This window comes from Agreia bicolorata, assembly GCF_000938265.1.
GTDB lineage: Bacteria > Actinomycetota > Actinomycetes > Actinomycetales > Microbacteriaceae > Agreia > Agreia bicolorata.
The window spans coordinates 1-17981 of the sequence record NZ_JYFC01000010.1; the positions used below are offsets into that span (position 1 = coordinate 1).

19 protein-coding genes are annotated in these 17981 nt (G+C 65.8%); 8 read left to right on the forward strand and 11 right to left on the reverse strand.

Going from position 1 to position 17981, the window contains the following annotated elements; translation table 11 throughout:
- Window positions 1–221: 221 nt before the first annotated feature.
- On the reverse strand, window positions 222–599 hold the full coding sequence (locus tag TZ00_RS17325; RefSeq protein ID WP_044443664.1) for a PLD nuclease N-terminal domain-containing protein: 378 nt from the start codon (window positions 597–599) through the stop codon (window positions 222–224).
- 114 nt (window positions 600–713) lie between these two features.
- On the opposite strand from TZ00_RS17325, the gene TZ00_RS17330 reads away from it, so the two are divergent.
- The gene (locus tag TZ00_RS17330) at window positions 714–1121 is read left to right on the forward strand and encodes an arsenate reductase ArsC (protein WP_044443757.1); all 408 of its coding nucleotides are present in this window, start codon (window positions 714–716) and stop codon (window positions 1119–1121) included.
- An 8-nt stretch (window positions 1122–1129) separates the two neighbouring features.
- Here TZ00_RS17330 and TZ00_RS17335 read toward each other — a convergent pair whose 3' ends face one another.
- Complete coding sequence (locus tag TZ00_RS17335; RefSeq protein ID WP_044443665.1) at window positions 1130–1726, reverse strand: DUF998 domain-containing protein; 597 nt, start codon at window positions 1724–1726, stop codon at window positions 1130–1132.
- 137 nt (window positions 1727–1863) lie between these two features.
- On the opposite strand from TZ00_RS17335, the gene TZ00_RS17340 reads away from it, so the two are divergent.
- The gene (locus TZ00_RS17340; protein ID WP_044443758.1) at window positions 1864–2286 is read left to right on the forward strand and encodes a VOC family protein; all 423 of its coding nucleotides are present in this window, start codon (window positions 1864–1866) and stop codon (window positions 2284–2286) included.
- A 32-nt stretch (window positions 2287–2318) separates the two neighbouring features.
- Here the strand turns inward: TZ00_RS17340 and TZ00_RS20045 are convergent, their stop codons facing one another.
- Window positions 2319–2975 carry a TetR/AcrR family transcriptional regulator gene (locus TZ00_RS20045; protein ID WP_044443759.1) on the reverse strand — a complete coding sequence of 219 codons (657 nt, stop codon included), beginning with the start codon at window positions 2973–2975 and terminating at the stop codon, window positions 2319–2321.
- 60 nt (window positions 2976–3035) lie between these two features.
- Here TZ00_RS20045 and TZ00_RS17350 point away from each other — a divergent pair, with 60 nt between their 5' ends.
- Both TZ00_RS17350 and TZ00_RS17355 read left to right on the forward strand, forming a co-directional pair.
- Window positions 3036–3683, forward strand: a complete 648-nt coding sequence (locus tag TZ00_RS17350) for a DUF998 domain-containing protein (protein ID WP_044443666.1) — start codon at window positions 3036–3038, stop codon at window positions 3681–3683.
- A gap of 132 nt (window positions 3684–3815) precedes the next feature.
- The gene (locus tag TZ00_RS17355; protein ID WP_044443667.1) at window positions 3816–4892 is read left to right on the forward strand and encodes an NYN domain-containing protein; all 1077 of its coding nucleotides are present in this window, start codon (window positions 3816–3818) and stop codon (window positions 4890–4892) included.
- A gap of 138 nt (window positions 4893–5030) precedes the next feature.
- Here TZ00_RS17355 and TZ00_RS17360 read toward each other — a convergent pair whose 3' ends face one another.
- A complete protein-coding gene (locus TZ00_RS17360) occupies window positions 5031–5687 on the reverse strand; it encodes a YitT family protein (protein WP_044443669.1) in 657 nt (218 codons plus the stop codon).
- Between the two features lie 98 nt (window positions 5688–5785).
- Between TZ00_RS17360 and TZ00_RS17365 the strand changes: the two genes are divergently transcribed.
- Window positions 5786–6256: an Lrp/AsnC family transcriptional regulator gene (locus TZ00_RS17365; RefSeq protein ID WP_044443671.1), complete on the forward strand. Its 471-nt coding sequence runs from the start codon at window positions 5786–5788 to the stop codon at window positions 6254–6256.
- Window positions 6257–6314: 58 nt separating this feature from the next.
- Here TZ00_RS17365 and TZ00_RS17370 read toward each other — a convergent pair whose 3' ends face one another.
- From TZ00_RS17370 to TZ00_RS20220, 5 genes are all read right to left on the reverse strand, one after another.
- Complete coding sequence (locus tag TZ00_RS17370; RefSeq protein WP_084606271.1) at window positions 6315–10919, reverse strand: beta strand repeat-containing protein; 4605 nt, start codon at window positions 10917–10919, stop codon at window positions 6315–6317.
- Window positions 10920–11038: 119 nt separating this feature from the next.
- Entirely contained in the window at window positions 11039–11785 is a 747-nt protein-coding gene (locus TZ00_RS17375) for an SDR family NAD(P)-dependent oxidoreductase (protein WP_044443673.1), read from the reverse strand.
- Window positions 11782–12306, reverse strand: coding sequence for a hypothetical protein (locus tag TZ00_RS17380; RefSeq protein ID WP_044443674.1), 525 nt, complete (start codon window positions 12304–12306; stop codon window positions 11782–11784). The genes TZ00_RS17375 and TZ00_RS17380 overlap by 4 nt, the downstream gene beginning before the upstream one ends.
- A gap of 37 nt (window positions 12307–12343) precedes the next feature.
- Window positions 12344–12847: a hypothetical protein gene (locus TZ00_RS19105; RefSeq protein ID WP_052521679.1), complete on the reverse strand. Its 504-nt coding sequence runs from the start codon at window positions 12845–12847 to the stop codon at window positions 12344–12346.
- A 100-nt stretch (window positions 12848–12947) separates the two neighbouring features.
- A complete protein-coding gene (locus TZ00_RS20220) occupies window positions 12948–13568 on the reverse strand; it encodes a DUF2510 domain-containing protein (protein WP_044443675.1) in 621 nt (206 codons plus the stop codon).
- A gap of 158 nt (window positions 13569–13726) precedes the next feature.
- Between TZ00_RS20220 and TZ00_RS17395 the strand changes: the two genes are divergently transcribed.
- Together TZ00_RS17395 and TZ00_RS17400 are read left to right on the forward strand one after the other, a co-directional pair.
- Window positions 13727–14803, forward strand: a complete 1077-nt coding sequence (locus tag TZ00_RS17395) for an alpha/beta hydrolase (RefSeq protein ID WP_044443761.1) — start codon at window positions 13727–13729, stop codon at window positions 14801–14803.
- 52 nt (window positions 14804–14855) lie between these two features.
- Window positions 14856–15446, forward strand: coding sequence for a hypothetical protein (locus TZ00_RS17400; protein ID WP_044443676.1), 591 nt, complete (start codon window positions 14856–14858; stop codon window positions 15444–15446).
- A 56-nt stretch (window positions 15447–15502) separates the two neighbouring features.
- On the opposite strand, the gene TZ00_RS19110 is transcribed toward TZ00_RS17400, so the two are convergent.
- Entirely contained in the window at window positions 15503–16225 is a 723-nt protein-coding gene (locus TZ00_RS19110) for a helix-turn-helix domain-containing protein (protein ID WP_078715564.1), read from the reverse strand.
- Window positions 16226–16326: 101 nt separating this feature from the next.
- On the opposite strand from TZ00_RS19110, the gene TZ00_RS19115 reads away from it, so the two are divergent.
- A complete protein-coding gene (locus TZ00_RS19115) occupies window positions 16327–16821 on the forward strand; it encodes a DUF2690 domain-containing protein (RefSeq protein WP_052521681.1) in 495 nt (164 codons plus the stop codon).
- Window positions 16822–16996: 175 nt separating this feature from the next.
- Here the strand turns inward: TZ00_RS19115 and TZ00_RS17415 are convergent, their stop codons facing one another.
- Window positions 16997–17974 (reverse strand): NAD(P)H-quinone oxidoreductase, encoded by a 978-nt coding sequence (locus TZ00_RS17415; protein WP_044443677.1) that lies wholly within the window; start codon window positions 17972–17974, stop codon window positions 16997–16999.
- Window positions 17975–17981 lie beyond the last annotated feature (7 nt).

Genomic DNA, 17981 nt, shown 5'->3' on the forward strand with positions numbered 1-17981 from the left:
TTTGCTGGGGAGTTGTTGCGGACACAGGTAGTTCGCCACCCCCGGCAGATCGGTTTGGTCGGTGTGTGCTCCACATCAGGAAAACCCGGGTCGCCACGTGCGAGAAGCACGCAATCGCGCGACTTTTCCTGAGTTAGAGCGGCACTATCCCAGCGACTTCTCGACCAGCGCAGGATCCGCGGCTACTCAACCAGCGCGGATGATGTCGGCGAACGGCCGACTCACTCCTGCTTGCGGCGCTGCTGCTCGAGTTCGGCCTCGAGCTGACGGATGCGATCCTGCTGCTTATGGAACTCGATCTCGCGGTCGAGATCGGCCAGTTCCTCCTCGGTGGTCTTCACGCGCACGGTCTGCGTCGACGAGATGCTGCCGGCCGCCTTCTCCCGGCGACGCGGGTCTCCGAAGCCGCCCAGGTTTACAGGCTGGCTGTACTCGCGCCCGATCACAAACCACAGGATGCTGCCGATGAGCGGCAGGAAGACGACCAGCAGAACCCACACGATCTTGGGCAGATGCTTCACCTGATCGTCGCGCCGAAGGATGATGTCGACGAGTGCGCCGATCATCAGAGCGAAGAGAACGACTGTCATGACCGGCATGCGGGTCAGTCTAGTGATGCCTCGTCGTCGAAATCGAGCATCCGACACAGATCGAGTTGAAAGCGAGCAAATCTCGACACCTACCGTTCACTCGTTGGGACTACCGTGATCTTTATGACCGACGCTCCCACCGTTCTGTTCGTCTGCATTCACAACGCGGGTCGCTCGCAGATGGCCGCCGGCTACATGACCGCCCTCTCCAACGGCGCCGTGACCGTGCGTTCGGGCGGCTCGGAACCCGGCAACGAGATCAACCCCATCGCCATCCAGGCCATGGCCGAAGAGGGCATCGATATCTCGCAGGCCGTGCCTCAGCTGATGACGACCGAGGCCGTTCGCGAGTCGGACGTCGTGATCACCATGGGCTGCGGCGACGTCTGCCCGATCTTTCCCGGCAAGCGCTATGAGGACTGGGAGCTCGTCGACCCGAAGGGCAAGAGCATCGACGAGGTGCGCGCCATCCGCGACTCGATCAAAGAGCGTGTCACGGCGCTCCTATCGGAACTCTTGCCCGAGCGCTGAGACAGTGTTCAACCGGCGATGAGCGCGATCGCCACCGTCGCGATCCAGGCGAGCACGGCCACGTAGAGCAGCCTCTCGACCAGACCGAAGTACCGCTTGAGCGGCCCGACCAGGCTGGTCAGCAGAATGAGCGCGCTGAAGATCGCCATCGCCCACGAGAGAACAGCCGACGCTGGCGCGATGCCCGAGAGCACTGCGTCGCCGGCGAAGGTGCCCGTGAACAGAAACGCCGCGACGGTGGCCGACGCGAAGAATGCGGTGGCGAGCAGGTTGTGCCGCAGACCGGTCGCCGTGCGGGGAGCGCCCGGCGCATCCATCGGAACCCACCCGATCGTGAGGCGTGCGAAGCCCAGAATGACGAGGAACACGATGCCCGCCGCATTGGCTTCGGTCAGAGCCTCGATAAGACCGACCGCGAGCATCAGGGCTGCGACACCGAGCGACAGAGCCGCCGCGCGGTAGAAGGTGAAGTAGTCCGTGATCCCGTACTGGCTCACTGGGTCGTGCACGGGGCTCAACCCGGTCGGCGCCACGTGCAGGTAGATCAGGCAGCCAAGGCAGACGGCCACTCCCAGCAACGCGATCACAGCGATTGCGGTCACCATTCGAGTTCTCCTTCGGCCCCGTTCAGACGACGGTGGCGCTCACTGACGATCATGCCCCACTGCGTGTCGATGACGGTATCTACCTGCTCGTTTCTCAACCGCTCGACCAACGCAGACCCTCGGGCGACAATAGAGGCATGAGTCATCCCGCCTTTCGCCAGATCGTGCTCGATACAGAGAACGCTCGCGAGCTCGCCGAGTTCTACCGCCAGCTCCTCGGCCTGAGCTACGAGCCCGGCGACGAGGTGCCTGCCGAGGGTGAGCCCGACCGTGCCGGCGCCGACTGGCTGGTGCTGCTCGGCCACGACGGGCACCGACTGCTCGCATTCCAGCAGGTCGAGAGCCTCCCGAAAGCCACCTGGCCCGAAGGCCTCAGGCCGCAGCAGCTGCATCTGGATTTCAGCGTTCCGAATCTCGACGAACTCCGCACCCACAACATCCGGGCCCTGAGTCTTGGCGCCACGCTGCTCGACGACCGAATCGACGACCCAGCCGAGACGCTGGTCGTGCTGGCAGACCCGGCCGGGCATCCGTTCTGCATCTTCGTGACGAGCGCCTGACAGCACGGCGACGAGCCCGACTCGGCGTCCGCTCAGCGAGTCGCGTATGCGCGAATGAATGCGTCCGCCCCCCGACGGGCGGCGCGCTCGACCTGAGCATCGTCTACCGAGTCAGGCGCGAACAGGCTTCGGTCGAGCGCCTCGCCGAGCACGAGGTAGGTGAAATGATAAGCCGCGTCCTGCGGCTCGGGCACCTCCAACGTGCCGAGCACGGCGTATCGCTGCAGCCGATCCGCGATCGCTGTCATCACCCGACGGGGCACCCGATCGAAGTACTCGGCCGCCAACTCCGGAAAGCGCGGAACCTCGGCTATGAGCAGTCGGCGAATGGAGATGACGCGCGAATTGACGACGGCGCGTGCGTGAGCGACCGCGAATCCAGCAATCTCCTCGCTGAGCAGCAGCACGCCGACCGGTGACTGCACGCGCTCGACGACGAACCTCTCGGCCGTCTCGATCGCCCAGGATGCGACAGCGCGGAAGAGTTCGTCTTTCGTTCCGTAGAGGTTGTAGATGGTGCGCTTGGCTACCCCTGCTTCCAGGGCGATGTCGTCGACCGTGGTCGAGACATAGCCGCCTCTGAGGAAGCAGGTGAGGGCAGCGTCGAGGATCAGTTCGCGTGATCGGATCACCCTCGGATCGGCGCGCGTCGATTCGTCGTCATCAGCTATTGCGTCGAGGGGAGCCACGGTGCCATTATGCACTGACGAGTGCACAAATGCACTCACGAGTGCACAAATGAGACGCTCATGTCGACGACATCCGACACCGTCCTGGACCGCGGCGCCGCAGTCACCCGATCGATGCTCGGCTGGGGAGTGGTCGCCGGGCCCTTCTATCTCATCTTCGGTCTGATCCTCGCGGTCACCCGCCCCGGTTTCGACCTGAGCCGCGACGCATTGAGCATCCTGCTTCTCGGCGATTCCGGGTGGCTGCAGGCCCTGAACCTCGTTCTTTCCGGACTCATGACCATCGTCGCCGCAATCGGATTGCGGCGAACACCGGCCTGGTCGCGGGTCGCCGCGGTGCTGGTCGGCATCTTCGGAGCCGCCCTCATCGCGAGCGCCTTCGCTGCCCCCGACCGCCCCGGCGGAGGAACAGCCTCCGTGTCGGGACTCTTGCACCTCGCCTTCGGCGCGATCGGCTTTCTCTGTCTCGCGGCAGCGGCCATAATCGCCGCGCGCTGGTTTCGTTCTCGCGGTGCGCGCGGCGCCTCGTTGTCCATCGCAGCAGGCATTGTCATCGTCGTCGCGTTCGTCGCGGGCGGGGCTCTGTCGCAGACCTCTTGGGGTGTTGGGCTCCTGTGGATCGCCGTCATTGCAGGGTGGGTCTGGCTCGCGCTGAGCTGCGTTGCTGCATATCGAGCCGTGCCCCACCCGCTGCTGTCGCGCCGCTGAGGCCAGCGGCGTCACGGGCCCTGCGCATCCGGCCCGTGACGCCGCAGTGTTTGCCTTGGGCACACCCGTCGCGGGAGACTGGAGTTCCGCACCGGATCGCTACTGAGTCTTCCGCCAACCGAGGAGCTCACCATGGCTGACACCACAGAACCGATCGACGCCCGAGTCGGCCTCTACATCGACTTCGACAACATCGTCATCTCGCGCTATCAGCAGCTGCACGGGCGCAACGCTTTTCAGCGCGACGGAATCCGCGACTTCGACAAGAGCGATCCGAACAACGACCCCGAGATCGCCGCCCGATTGGCCGCCGCCACCGTCGACTTCAGCGCCATCATCGACTTCGCCGCCAGCTTCGGAACCACGGTCGTGAACCGGGCCTACGCCGACTGGTCCGTTCCGGTCAATGCGAGCTATCAGCGCCAGCTCATGTCGCGCGCCGTCGACCTCACCCAGCTGTTCACGACCACGACCCGCGGTACCAAGAACGGCGCAGACATCCGCCTGGCCGTCGACGTGGTCGAAGACCTCTTCCGCCTGCCAGACCTCACGCACGTGATCATCGTCGCGGGCGACTCCGACTACATCGCGCTGGCGCAGAAGGCCAAGCGTCTCGGCCGCTTCGTCGTGGGCATCGGTGTCGCCGGATCGACGAGCACCTCGCTCGCCGCCGCATGCGACGAGTTCGAAGACTACGACTCGCTGCCCGGCATCGAGAAGCGACCCGAGGTGGTGGCCCCTGCGGGGTCGTCGTCGTCGCGCCGCGGTTCGAAGAAGACGGTGGATGCCACTGCCGGCGTCATCGACGCCGGTTCCGACGGCTCCGGTTCGGCTGAGGCAGAGACGGAGTCCGAGCCGAAGAAGGCTGCCGCTCGCTCGCGCCGGGTCACCATCCCCATGTTCTCTCACACAGAGGACGCGCCCTTCGAAGAGCCCGAGCCCGAACCGGAGGACGCACAGACCGTGGCCACCGAGCTGCTCGTGCGCGCACTGCAGATTGGCCATGCCAAGGGCGACGCCGACGAGTGGCTGAACACCGGATCGGTGAAGAATCAGATGCGGCGAATGGATCCGTCGTTCAACGAGAAGCCGCTGGGCTACCGCTCGTTCACCGACTTCCTCGCCTCGCGTGACGATGTTGCAGAGCTGGCCGAAGAGGGGCAGCAGCGACTCATCCGCCTGCTCTCATCGGCTGACACGCAGCGCTGAGCGGGCCTCGATACGGCAGCTTCGCGGCCGGCTCGCTCCAACTCAGGAAAAATCCGCTAGCAGCGCCCTCTTCGCGCGCCACCCCTCCGCTTTTCCTGCCTACGAGCGCGGCCCACACGACGTGCGGCCGAGGGGGGGTCATCCGGCTACGTAGCGGCCCGGGCGGTGGTTGAGCGCCAGCACGATGTTCAGCACTGCGGCGCCCAGGGCTGAGAGCAGCACCACCCACGGCGAGACCACCGCGAACGACACGAGAACCACCGTGACGTCGAGCGCCATCTGCACATATCCCGCGCGCCAGCCGAACTTCTCCTGCATCAGCAGCGCGAGCACGTTGAAGCCGCCGAGGCTCGATCCGTGGCGGAAGAGGATGAGCATGCCCACGCCGGCGAGCAGGTTGCCCACGAGAATGCCGAAGACCGCATCGATGTGCTCGAAGCGCACGAGCGTGGGGATGACCGAGGAGAACAACGACAGCAACCCCACGGTGATGATCGTGCGCACGGTGAACGCGATGCCCTTCTTCCAGAACGCGAGCGCGAAGAAGGGTGCATTGACCACGAGCAGCAGCACGGGAAAGGGCAGGGCGGTCGCATAGCTGATGAGCAGCGAGAGGCCGGCCGTTCCGCCGGTGACCGCACCCGCACTCTTCAACAGAAACAGCCCGAGAGACGTCGTGATCGTTCCGGTGAGGATCGCAAGGATGTCTTCGACGATCGTGTGCCCGGGCGAAGCCTGCGTGACGGGAGTCGAGGCTGGAACGGCGAGCGGGGGCAGCACGGGCGAAGAGGTCATTGGCTGATGTTCTCGCGAACTGGGCAGACGCGCAAATGAGTTCGAATTGGCTGAGCAGAATGCAACTTGTCAGCATCATCAAGTGACACAATGCACCCATGGACACCCTCGACTCCCTCGATGCCCGGCTCCTGCTCGCGCTCGACGACAATCCGGATGCCACGATCCTGTCTCTCGCGCACACGCTCGGCATCGCGCGCAACACGGTTCACGCCCGCTTCGCCCGACTCGCGCGCATCGGAGCCCTCAAGGAACCGAGCCGCCGCGTCGACCCGGCCGCCCTCGGCTACACACTCGTCGCCTTCGTGTCGATCGCCATCAGCCAGGCCACGGGGCATCTCGCGGAGGCGGGACTCGCCGAGCTGCCCGAGGTGGTCGAGATCCACTCGACCACCGGCGAGGCCGATCTGCTCGTGAAGGTGCTCGCGCGCAGCACCGAGGAGCTGCGCCGCATCACCGTGGCAATGCTCGCGATCGAGGGCGTGGTTCGCACGAACACCACGATCTCGCTCGTCGAGACCATGCCGCTGCGCCTGCGACCGCTCCTGGAGCGCGCAGCCGAGAACTGAGTGAGCAGTTTCTGTCGATGAGAGAACAATCACACCGACAGAAACCGCCCACTCGGCGCTACTCAGCTCGGGTTCTGCGTCGGAATGTCACCAGCCCTGCTCCCGCAAGGGCCAGGAGGGTCGCCAGGCCGAGCAGACCCCCGACCTCCAGGCCGGTCGACGAGAGCGAGCCCGATCCGGATGCCGGCGCGACCGTCGCCGGGGACGGCACACCGGGCGTCGTCGGCTCGCTCGGCGTCACGGGCGTCACGGGCGGCGGCACAGGTGCGGCCGCCACCGCGGCGGTCAGCTCGCTCGAGAGCGACACCGTGTCGAACCCGAGGCGGGCCGTGGTGATGGTGACCGAAATCGTGTGGCCGATGTCGGCATCCACGAGCCTGTAGCTCGCCGCGGTCGCACCGTCGATGGGTGTGCCGGCGGCGGCAGCAGCAGCCATGCGCGTTGTCGCCAGCTCTACGCCGGTGCCGTCGCGGTACCACTGGTACGACACCTCGACCGGGGCCGGGGCCCAATCGCCTGCATCGGCAGTGAGGATGCTGCCCACCTCGGGCTTGCCCGACACGCTCGGTGCGTCACCCGAGAGGGTTCCTCCCGTGACGATGGCGGCGGCCTCGGCGGTCTCCGACGCGGAGTCGAATCCGCTCCTGCGCGCGGTGACGACGACCCCGACGACCGTGCCGGCATCCTCGTTCGTGAGGATGTAGGTGCCCGCCGAGGCTCCGTCGATGGCGATGCCGTCACGGGTCCACTCGTAGCTCAGCTCCAGCGGGGCGGGGCCCCATCCGGTGGTGTCGACGGCGAGCTCCTCGCCGACCACGAGCAATCCTGTGATGCTCGGCTGAGGGGCGGTGATCGTGCCTCCCGTGACCATCTCCGTGGCTGTGCTCACCGCCGACTGCGAGACGAAGTAGTCCTTCGTGCCCGTGACGGTCACGGTGACCGTGTGCCCGGCATCCTCGTTCACCAGCGTGTACTCGGATTCATCGGCGTCGGCGATCGGCTCACCGTCACGGCTCCAGGAATAGACCAGGTCGACGGGGGCGGGCACCCAGTCGCCGGAGGCGGCGACGAGCGTCTGCCCGACCACGGGCAAGCCCGTGACGGTCGGCACGGGCGCGGTGAGGATGCCCCCGGTGACGCGTGCGGTCGGCTCGCTGGTCGATGGGGCAGGCAGGAAGCCGGGCTTCGTCCCCGTGACCGTCACCGTGATCGTGTGGCCGGCATCCTCGTTCACGAGCCTGTAGCTCGATTCCGTGGCGTCGGCGATCCCGACTCCGTCACGGCTCCAGGCGTAGTCGAAGTCCACATCGCCGTCGCCCCAGTCGCCCTCGTCGATCGCCAGCTTCTGCCCCACGAGCGAATCGCCCAGGATGCTCGGAATGGGAGCAGCGAATGTTCCTCCTGTGACCATGCCAGTGGCCGCGCTGGTGCGATCATGCGTCGTGAAGCCAAGCTTCGACCCGGTGACCGTGAGCGTGATCGTGTGCGATGCATCGTCGTTCACCAGCGTGTACTCGGCATCCGTCGCGTTCTGGATGGCGACTCCGTCGCGGCTCCACTGGTAGCTGAAGCCGACGGGGGCGGGGCCCCAGGTTCCTTCGTCGACGGTGAGCGTGGTGCCGACGACGGGCTCGCCCGAGACGGTGGGCGTCGGCGCGATGAGCGTTCCCCCGGTCACCATCCCCGTGGGTGCACTCTCGAGTTGCAGCGCGTCGAAACTCGACCGACTTCCGGTGGCCACGACCGTGAGAGCATGACCGGCGTCGTCGTCGGTCGGCGTGTATTCCGAGCCATCGGCATCCGCAATCGCACTGCCATCGCGGAACCACTGCACGGCGACGTCAACCTGGCCGGGACCCCACGGGTCGGTCGACGCGGTCAGCGTCTGCCCGACGGCCGGCGTTCCGGTGATGACCGGCGCGGTGCCGGACAGACTGCCGCCCGTGATGGTCGCGGTCGGCTCGCTCGACAGCTCGACCGACGCGTAGCCGTCTTTCGTTCCAGACGCCGTCACCCCCACGGTGAACCCCGCGTCGTCGTTCGTGAGGGTGTATGCCGCTCCCGAGGCGTTCGGGATGGCGACGTGAATGCCGTCGGCCACGCGGTACCACGCGTAGCTCGTGTCGATCGGGGCGGGGCTCCAGTCGGTCGACGCCGTGAGTTCGGAGCCGACGATCGTCGAACCGGTGACGACGGGCGCGCTGGTCGTGAGCGTTCCGGCGGCGATCGGGGCGGTCGGCCCCACGGACCAGCTGGTGCTAACGAAGTGGTCCTTCGAGCCGAACGCGACGAGCATGAGGCGGTGCCCCACGTCGGCGGTGTCGACGGTGTAGGTCGGGTCTTCACCGCCGGAGATCAGAGTGAAGTCACCGGAGTCCGGTGACTTCTCCCGGTACCAGCCGTAGAGCATGTCCACGGGAGCCGGGCCCCAGGCATCCATCGACACCCCGAGGGTCTGTCCGACGGAGGGAGTGCCCGTGAGCGTCGGCCGATGCGCCGTGAGGCTTCCGCCCGTGACGGTGTCGGTGGGTGCGCTCGACACCGTCACGCTCGTGTAGTTCGTCTTGGTTCCGGTGGCCGCGTAGGCGATCACGGAGCCGGCGTCGTCGTTCGTGAGCGTGTAGGTGGTGCCGGTCTGGCCCGGAATGGGCGTGCCGTTTCTGGTCCAGGCACCGGTCACGGTGACCGGTGACGGGCCCCACGGATCGACGGCGGCGGTGAGCTGCTCACCCACCAGCGGCGAGCCCGAGACCGCGGGCACCGTCGTCGTCAGCGTGCCCGCCACGGCCGTGACGGCGGCGCTACTCGCCGAAGCTCCCGTGTAGTTCGTCTTCGAGCCGGTGACGGTGACGGTGATGGCCTTGCCGATGTCAGCCGCCACGAGCGTGTACGTCGCCTGCCGCCCCGTGTTTCCGACCGAGACTCCGCCGCGGTACCACTGATACGACAGGGTGACAGGGGCCGGACCCCAGGTACCGGCATCTGCAGTGAGCACCTGACCGAACTCCGCCGTGCCCGAGATGGTCGGTGTGGCGGTACTGAGTGTGCCCGGGATGACCGACGCACTACTGGTCGCCGTGATCGGGCTGTAGCCCGACTTCGTGCCGGTGGCCGTCACGGTGATCGACGACAGCACGTCGCTCTCGACGACCGTGTAAGTGGTCCCCGTCGCTCCCGTGATGGGCGTGCCGTTGCGGTTCCACTGGTACGCGAGCGCGACCGGCGCGGGCGACCACGCCTGCGATGACGCGGTGAGCACACCTCCGACCGTTTTCGTGCCGGTGATCGTGGGGGTGCGGGACTGCGTCAGCGGGGTTCCGAGGAGGAAGTCCTTGCCACCCGTGGCCTGTCCGGCGGTCAGCGTCACTGCAGTGGCTGCACCCTGCGTGAGCTTCTTGTCCCACCAGAGTTCCTTGGTAGGGCTGCCGAACTGGATCTGCAGTCGGTAGGTGCCGGGAGCGAGGTTCATAATCGTGTAGTACCCGTCGGCGTCGGTCGTGGCGAACCCGCTGCCGTTGCCTGTCGTCCAGGCGAAGACGTTCTGACCCTCGATGCCGACCGTCGGATTGTCCACGTCTGTGACACGCCCCGAAATCTGGGCGCCCCGGGCGAGACTGATCGTGATGTCGGTGTCGGCCTGCAGGTCGATGACGGTCGCCGTCGCCTTGGTCGACTTGTCTTGGTACCACTCGTACATATACGGGTTGGCGTCGCGCGTGATGACCTCGACCTTGTAATTGCCGGGCTGGAGGCCGGTCATCTCGAAGCGGCCATCCTCATCGGTGTTGTAAGTACCGATCATGGTGTCGTCCTTGTACAACCACAGCTCAGTCGAGCCGAGGCCGGCGGTGGGAGCATCATCACCGACGACCGTTCCCGACAGGGTCAGAGTCGACGAGAGGCTCGGGCTGATACCGGTGATCTGGTCGGCGGCGGCCAGCACGATTGCAGTGGCGGTCGCGCGGGAGGATGCGTTATTCCACCATTCGGCGATATAGAGGCCGCCATTCGTCGAGAACTCCAGCGTGTAGCTGCCCGGGGCAAGGACCGGAGTCGTGTACTCGCCCGACCCCGAACTGTCGGTGTAGCCGGTGTCGACCTGTGCACCATTCGCATCGTAGATTCCCACGAAGGCATCGGCGATACCGTTACCCGCGGAATCGGTGATGACACCCGAGATCGTGGCACCCTGCTGAATCGTGGTGTCGACTCGTGTGTACTGACCATCGGTGACGATGACATTCTCGGTCACGCCGTTGATATACACGGTTCCGTCCGGACCGACGGCAGTGAACGCATAGGTTCCGGCAGGAACTGCCATGTCGAAAGCGCCTTGCGTATCCGTGCTGTCGGAGTAGCAGTGCCAGTCGGCCGAACACAGCTGCACATAGGCGCTCGCCAGGCCTGTCGTCGGAGCATCAGACCCCGTCACCGCGCCCCACACGCCTGTACCCGCGGGCGGATCGGCATCGGCGGGAGGCGACGGCGGCTCAGCGGCGACCCGGTTGACGGCGGCGGGTTCGGCGGCGAAAGCCGTCGTCACGCTGACCAGCGGCGCCAGAACGAGTGCGAGCGACGCGACGGCCGCGAGCGCCGACAACCGACCGCGGCGCGAGGGGATCGCGCCGTCGTTATCGCCTGAAGGAGACGTTGAATTGCGCATTGATGGATCCCCCGACGACGGAACGCGGAGCGCACACGCGACCCGACCTCGGCGAGCCTATCGAGCATCCGTCAATAAAACAATACGAACCGTAGCAGATGGGGCGAGCCCTGCCAGCCTCAGTGCATGATCATTCCACCAGTGACATTGAACGACTGGCCCGTGAGGTACCCGCCATCGACCGACGCGAGGAACAGGGCGAACCCGGCCACGTCATCCGGTGTGCCGAGGCGGCCCAGCGGCGACTTCTTCGACCAGTTGGCCACGTCTTCATCGGTTCGCGTGTCTTTGCCCATGTCAGTGAGCACGTAGCCGGGAAGCAGCGCATTGACCCTGATCTGGTGCTCGCCCCACTCGAGAGCGGCCGCCCGAGTGAGCCCCACGACCGCGGCCTTCGACGCGGCGTACGCGCCCTCATCCGCCCCGCCGGCCTTCGCCGCCATGCTCGCGATATTCACGATAGTTCCGCCCGTACCCTGCTCGATCATGGCGCGTGCCGCGTGCTGCATGGCGAAGAGAGTGCCGCGCGCGTTGATGTCCATTACGAGGTCCCAGCGCTCGGGCGCGAGGTCGAGCAGGCTTCCGCGCGCCAGGATTCCGGCGCTGTTCACCAGCACGTCGACTCCGCCGAGCTCGGCCAGCGCCACCGCGAAGGCCGCCTCGACGCTCACCGCGTCGACCAGATCGCAATGCAGGATGCCCCGGGCCGGTTCGGCCGCATCGCCAGACTCACGCGAGGAGTCGCCGCGCGCGAGGTCGAGCACGATCGCGTCGGCGCCCTCCTCGCTGAATCGCTCCGCGATACGGCCACCGATGCCTCCGCCGCCGCCCACAACGATGACCCTCGTGCCCGCGAAACGGCTCATGCGCGGTCGAGCGAGAGGCCGGAGAGGGCGAAGTAGCGGTCGAACTCAATGCCGCCACGCAACTGGTCGATCAGTCGCACGAGCAGAAAACTGCGCCGCGACACGTGCCACGTGGGAACGGCACCCTTCACTCCACCGTCGGCCGTCACCGAGTAAGGCAAGGGCAGGGCAGCCCTGTACTGGTCGATCCACACGGCGATCACCCGATCGACGAGATTGCCGCCATAGAAGAGGTCGACGAAAAATGGGCGCGCACTGTCGTATTCGAAGTTGGCCGGCTTCACCCAGTCGAGCAGGCCATCGATCTGAATGTCGGTCGCCTCCATCCCGAACTCGACCGAGATGTCGACGTCGTCGTTCAGCACCGCGCGGCTGCCGTGCTGCGCAACCCTCACGACAGAGCCGCCCTGACCGTTGTTCGCCGACGAGAGGTTCTGGTGAAAGATCGGCCCGAAGGTGATGGCGTTCCACTGGGCGGGACCGGTCGGTTCTATCGAGAGGTAGATCTGTGGCAGCTGCACTGTGCGTCCTTTCGACAAACGGGAGCGTCTTGGAAGGTCAGTAGACGAGAGGCAGCGCGATCGTGAAGATCAGGCTGTTGATCACGCCGAACAGTAGGGCGACACCCAGCGTCGCGCCGATGGTGGCGAGCAACTTCGAGGGGCCACCCTTGAGATACCCGACCACTCCCAGCGCAATGGCGCCGAGGCCGAGAAGCACGTCGAGCACGTTCTGCGTGACGCCAAGCGCCGAGAACGACCCCGAGAAGTCAGTGGCGTACATGCCGACTTGGATGAAGGTGAAGATCAGACCGAGAACGAAGCCCGAGGCTCCAAGAATCGCCGAGGTCAGACCCAGCGGGTTCTTCGCGCGCGGAGGTCCGCTCTGCTGCTGCGGCTGGGCGTAACCCTGCTGAGGCTGCTGCGGATAGCCCTGGTGAGGCGGCTGCGGATACGCGGGCTGCGGCTGCTGGCCATATCCGGGGTGCTGTTGAGGCTGGTGAGCGTAACCCGGCTGCGGCTGCTGTGGTTGTTGCGGCATGGCCGGCGGTTCGAAGGTCATGATCGTTCCTTTCGCTCGCGTTGCGTGTGCTTCGAGTATGGCCGCGGTGAGCCCGTCAACGCACGCCTACCGCTCGATGTCCTCGCACCGCGAGTGAGGCCTAGAGCGCCAGCAGCTTGCGCTTGGCGGCGGCGAACTCCTCGTCCGTCAGCACTCCGTCGCGGTGAAAGGCGGCCAACGCACCCAACTCGGCGATGAAGTCGCGGGCCTGCACCGCGGCATCCGGGGCCTGTTCGGCGACAGCCTCGGGCTCAGCGGAAGGCAGCCCGCCGTTCGCCGCGAGCCGCGCATCGGCGATCGCTCCGGTTATCGCGGCGACCCCGTCACGGAACTCGCGCACATCGTCGAGAGTCAAATGGATCGTCTCGATGCCGTGGCCGACCGCGATACGGATCGTGGCGAGCCCCCGGGTCTTCTGCAGAGTGCTCTGAACGACATCGACCTCGGTGATGTCGATCACGGCAACATCATGCAGAGTGCGCGCCGCGTCGCCGAGGTGAACGAAGAGGTGGTCGTGAATCAGCAGGTAACGCCCACCGCCGACCTTGGAGATGGGATTGCCCACGGTGGCCCAGCGCGTGCCCTCGGGCAGCTTGGGCTTCGGAGCATAAGACGCAGTCGGCTTGGGCATGTCGGCCTGCCTCGTGGTCCAGGCGCGGCCGTCCCACCAGCGTTTTCCACCGGATCCGTCATCGTACCACCCAGCAGCGACATCAGTCATAGCTCTTTACCCCCGAACCGAGCGTAAGCCGCCCACGGCCCCGGCGCATCCAGGCCGCGCAGTTCACTCAGGTACATGTCTGCCTCCAGCAGGGTTCGACACACAGTGTATTGTCGCGCGGCCTCGGTGCTGCGAGACTGGTCGCGGATCGGGGGATCATGACCAAGCGAACGGGCGCAGACAGAGACCTTCCCACATGGGGCACGCCTCGCCGACTCTCTCGACGTGCACGCCGAGTCATCTCGGTTCTCAGCGGTGTGCTCGCGGTGGCGCTCGTGATCTCGATCATCACGTCGAGCTCTCCCTGGGCATCCAGCATGCTCATCCGCGCCGTCTTCGAGAAGGGCGGCCGCGACACGGTGGCCGAGATGCTTCCGTACGTTCCCGCATCCGGCATCGCCGAGACGCTCGACGTGCAATATGCCGACGGCACGGCCGGCGCCGCAACGACATTGGATGCGTTCCGGCCCGAATCCGCGAAAGGCCCGCTCCCGACGGTGGTCTGGATTCACGGCGGCGCGTGGATCTCCGGCGACAAGAGCAACGTCGCTCCCTACCTGAAGATCCTCGCCGCCGAGGGGTACACGACGATCGGGCTCAACTACTCGATCGCACCCGAGTCCATCTACCCGACGGCGATCTTGCAGCTGAACGATGCACTGGCCTACATCGACGAGCACGCCGCAGAACTCGGCGTCGACCCCGAACAGATCGTGCTGGCCGGCGATTCGGCCGGCGCGCAGCTCGCGAGTGAGCTCGCCGGAATCACGACCAATCCGTCTTATGCGACGGTCATGGGAATCAAGCCGGCCCTGTCATCGACTCAGCTCGTGGGCACGATTCTGAACTGCGGCGTCTACGACCTGCAGCGTATGTCCGAGCTGAACGGCATCGAGGCGTGGGGGTTCAAGATCTCGCTGTGGGCTTACACAGGCACCAAGGACTGGTCTGACACCTCTGCGGGCGCGACGATGTCGAGCCTGGGCTTCGTCACACCAGATTTTCCAGCGACCTACATCTCGGGCGGCAACGGCGACGCCCTCACATGGGTCGAGTCCGTGCCGATGTCGAACGCGTTGAAGGCCGCCGGGGTCGAGGTCGATGAGCTGTTCTGGGCCGCCGATCACGAGCCGGCGCTCCCCCACGAATACCAGTTCCACCTCGACTATGACGATGCGCACACCGCTCTCGATCGCACGCTCGCTTTTCTCAAGGCGCGCACCGACGCACCCTGAGCGGGTCAGGTGCTTCAATGGATGTCGACACCCACCGAACGAGAGAAGCCCCGTGCCGTCGATCTCCGAGCTGACAATCCCGAGCAAACGCAACGTGAAAGGGCTCACAGCAACGATCGCCGAGTTGACATCCGGCGCTCTCGTGAAGGCCGTGTTCTCCACCCCCCGTTACGGCGTCGTGTCGATCGAGGGACGGGCGCACTTATCAAAGACCACGAATGCGTTTATGCTCGCGGGCCGGGCCCTGGATGCGAACCTCAAGCCCGACAAGTCGCTTCAGCTTCTCGATATCATCGATCCGCAGGCGGCCCTGGCCGACGACGGCGTCGCCTCGCTCAGCGACGAGGAGGTCGCGGCGCTCCCCTCCGGTGACCCGGCCGATGTCGTTCCGACGCTGCATCACGGCGACGTGATCGCGGCCCGCTACTTCGAGCTCGCCTACGGGGCGTTCACCGTGATGGGTACGTGCGTCGCCGCGCCGGGCCCGTCTCTGATGCTCGGCACCTGGTTCGTCTCGCGCAACGGGGTTCCCGCCAGCCGACTCAACCATGTCCACGTGGTGGCCCGGGCCGGCGACGGTGAGCTGCGCATCCCGGCCCCCATCTCGTCGTGGGGCGACGAGTCGGGATCCGACGAGCTCTAGTAGCCATCGATCCCGCCGCGAGCTGGTCGTCAGGCGCAACGACACGGGTTACGGACTCAACCCGGCGACACTGTCGGGGGTCTGCGCCCCTCGTCCATCAGCTCCATACCCAGCACGACCGTCACCTGCACGACAAGCCCGACGTCGTATCTGTCCTTGAAGAACAGTCTTCCGTGCGCGTCCGCCATCTTGAAGTGTGCTCGGCTGGTCCCCTCCACGTATTGCGAGACGCAGGGAACCGCCAGTACGGCGGATTCCCCCGGTAGTGTCGTCGGAACTGGTACCCGCTGAGGAGTCGTTATCAGGCCGACGCCGGCCGGACTTCCCACTCGCTGCAGATATCTGCCGTGCCAGCCGAATTTGCCCGTGTTGATGATGGTCCATGTCTTCACGAAGTGATGACCTCGGGGCATCAGCGTGCCGTCCGGGATGGTCTCCTCGAGGAACCAGGACTCGTCGTCATCCGAAGCATCCGGGGCCGCGTCGATGCTCGGGACGGACCTAGACATCTTTGCCGCCCGCTTCTCCGACAGAACTCCCTCGTACCGAGACACGATGAGTCCCTCCGCGCGCAGTACCTCGTCGATCCGGCATATCAGCTGCTCGCTTGGAACCTCACTGCCGGTCTCTGCCCCGTAGATCGTCGTCCGACTGCATCCGCTCGCAGTTGCCAGTTCCGTCGCCGTCATCCGTCGCCGTTCCCGCCAGTATCGGATTTCGACACCAAGGTGCTGCGCCGCAGTGACCGGTGCCGGCAGTGCCTTCTGCGGCCGAGCCATGCGTTTCCCCCTGCTCGAGTTTGACGGGTATTCGCCCTCAAATTAGCCGGTTCTTCACACTATGGGAAGCCGCTATTAGGCGGGAAACCGAAGGGACCAAGATGATCACTCGTTCGCGCGGTCGATGGACTGCGACAACCATCCTCACCACAACGCTGCTCGCCCTGACAATGACGCTCGGCGCCGCTATGCCAGCGTCCGCCAGCCCTGCCGATCACGGCCGCGACCCGTCCGTCGGCTACGGCGGGGCCGCACCGTGCAACAGCAATGCCAGCCGGATCGGCTCCCGACCAGTTGAGAATGAATACGGGCAGACGGTCGCCACTGTCGACATCTACTACTCCTACTCATGCCAGACGAACTGGATCCGCGTCTCCGGTAACCCGGCCGGCGGAAATACCGTGAAGGACATCCGCACCGCAGGTGGTTCGTGGTTGCCGACCGAGATCGATTACGGGAGTGGATCGAGCTACAGCATGCAGGTCTACGCCCCCGGCACGTCATGCATCAATTTCCAGGTTCACCTCTATTACCCGTCGGGGGCGAGCTATGGGGAAACCTACAACGCGGGGTCCACGTATCAAACCGTATGCTGAACGGATGTGACGGGCCGCGACGTCAGTAGCGCCGCATTCACGTCGCGACAGCGCGAATCCCGTGTCCTCACCCTCGGGTTGGTCACGGGATTTTCGTGCTGCCGTAGTTGCGCAATGCGCCGGCGGAGCAACAACCGAGCCGCGGCGTTCCCCGAGCTTGTCGAAGAGCGGCCTGCTAGCGGAATTGCAGCAGGATCTTTCCCATGTGAGCGCTCGACTCCATGCGACGATGCGCGTCGGTAGCCTGGTCGGGCGTGAACACGCTGTCGACAGTCGGCTTCACCAGCCCCTGCTCGATGAGCGGCCAGACCGACTCGCGCACCGATGCGATGATCGCGGCACGCTCGGCCAGCGGCCTGGCCCGCAAGGTCGTCGCCCAGACGCGCCCGCGCTTGATCATGAGCGAGCCCACGTTGAATGAGCTCGTGTCGCCACTCTGATTCGCGATCACCATGACGCGACCACCGACCGCCAGGGCCCGGATGTCGCGGCCGATGTAGTCACCGCCCACCATGTCGAGGATCACGTCGACGCCCGTTCCGCCCATCTCGTGGTTGACGACCTCCACGAAGTCCTGCTCTCGGTAATTGATGCCGATCGCTCCGAGCTGCTCGGCGAACGCGACCTTCTCGGCCGACCCCACCGTTGCGAAGACTCGAGATCCCCGTGCCGCGGCGATCTGGATGGCCATGGCCCCGATACCGCTCGATCCCCCGTGAACCAGAAAGGCCTCGGTCGACGACAGCTCGGCGCTCATGAACACATTCGACCAGACGGTGGCGGCCACCTCGGGTAGCGCTGCGGCGTCGAGCAGCGAGACGCCTGCGGGTACGGGAAGAACGAGACCCTGATCGACGACTGCACGCTCGGCGTAACCGCCGCCGGGAAGCAGCGCGCAGACCTCGTCGCCGACGCGCCACTCCGAGACGTCGTCACCCGTAGCGCTGACGATGCCCGACACCTCGAGGCCAGGCCAGAGCGGGGCACCGGATGGCGGCGGGTAGCTGCCCCGACGCTGCGAGATGTCGGCGCCGTTGACGCCGGCACCCACAACGTCGATGCGCACATCCGATGGTCCGACGGGAGGCTCGATGACCTCGGCGACCGTCAGCACCGACGGATCACCGAATTGAGGAAGAGTAATGGCTCGCATGCCGCGA

Excerpts from the sequence above, each read along its gene's own strand:
- TZ00_RS17350 (WP_044443666.1), top strand. The coding sequence starts at position 3,036 with ATGTCGACGACATCCGACACCGTCCTGGACCGCGGCGCCGCAGTCACC.
- TZ00_RS19105 (WP_052521679.1), bottom strand. The coding sequence starts at position 12,847 with ATGACCTTCGAACCGCCGGCCATGCCGCAACAACCACAGCAGCCGCAG.
- TZ00_RS17415 (WP_044443677.1), bottom strand. The coding sequence starts at position 17,974 with ATGCGAGCCATTACTCTTCCTCAATTCGGTGATCCGTCGGTGCTGACG.
- TZ00_RS20220 (WP_044443675.1), bottom strand. The coding sequence starts at position 13,568 with ATGACTGATGTCGCTGCTGGGTGGTACGATGACGGATCCGGTGGAAAA.
- TZ00_RS17355 (WP_044443667.1), top strand. The coding sequence starts at position 3,816 with ATGGCTGACACCACAGAACCGATCGACGCCCGAGTCGGCCTCTACATC.
- TZ00_RS17335 (WP_044443665.1), bottom strand. The coding sequence starts at position 1,726 with ATGGTGACCGCAATCGCTGTGATCGCGTTGCTGGGAGTGGCCGTCTGC.
- TZ00_RS17330 (WP_044443757.1), top strand. The coding sequence starts at position 714 with ATGACCGACGCTCCCACCGTTCTGTTCGTCTGCATTCACAACGCGGGT.
- TZ00_RS17325 (WP_044443664.1), bottom strand. The coding sequence starts at position 599 with ATGCCGGTCATGACAGTCGTTCTCTTCGCTCTGATGATCGGCGCACTC.
- TZ00_RS19115 (WP_052521681.1), top strand. The coding sequence starts at position 16,327 with ATGATCACTCGTTCGCGCGGTCGATGGACTGCGACAACCATCCTCACC.
- TZ00_RS17395 (WP_044443761.1), top strand. The coding sequence starts at position 13,727 with ATGACCAAGCGAACGGGCGCAGACAGAGACCTTCCCACATGGGGCACG.
- TZ00_RS17340 (WP_044443758.1), top strand. The coding sequence starts at position 1,864 with ATGAGTCATCCCGCCTTTCGCCAGATCGTGCTCGATACAGAGAACGCT.
- TZ00_RS17365 (WP_044443671.1), top strand. The coding sequence starts at position 5,786 with ATGGACACCCTCGACTCCCTCGATGCCCGGCTCCTGCTCGCGCTCGAC.
- TZ00_RS17370 (WP_084606271.1), bottom strand. The coding sequence starts at position 10,919 with ATGCGCAATTCAACGTCTCCTTCAGGCGATAACGACGGCGCGATCCCC.
- TZ00_RS17375 (WP_044443673.1), bottom strand. The coding sequence starts at position 11,785 with ATGAGCCGTTTCGCGGGCACGAGGGTCATCGTTGTGGGCGGCGGCGGA.
- TZ00_RS17360 (WP_044443669.1), bottom strand. The coding sequence starts at position 5,687 with ATGACCTCTTCGCCCGTGCTGCCCCCGCTCGCCGTTCCAGCCTCGACT.
- TZ00_RS19110 (WP_078715564.1), bottom strand. The coding sequence starts at position 16,225 with ATGGCTCGGCCGCAGAAGGCACTGCCGGCACCGGTCACTGCGGCGCAG.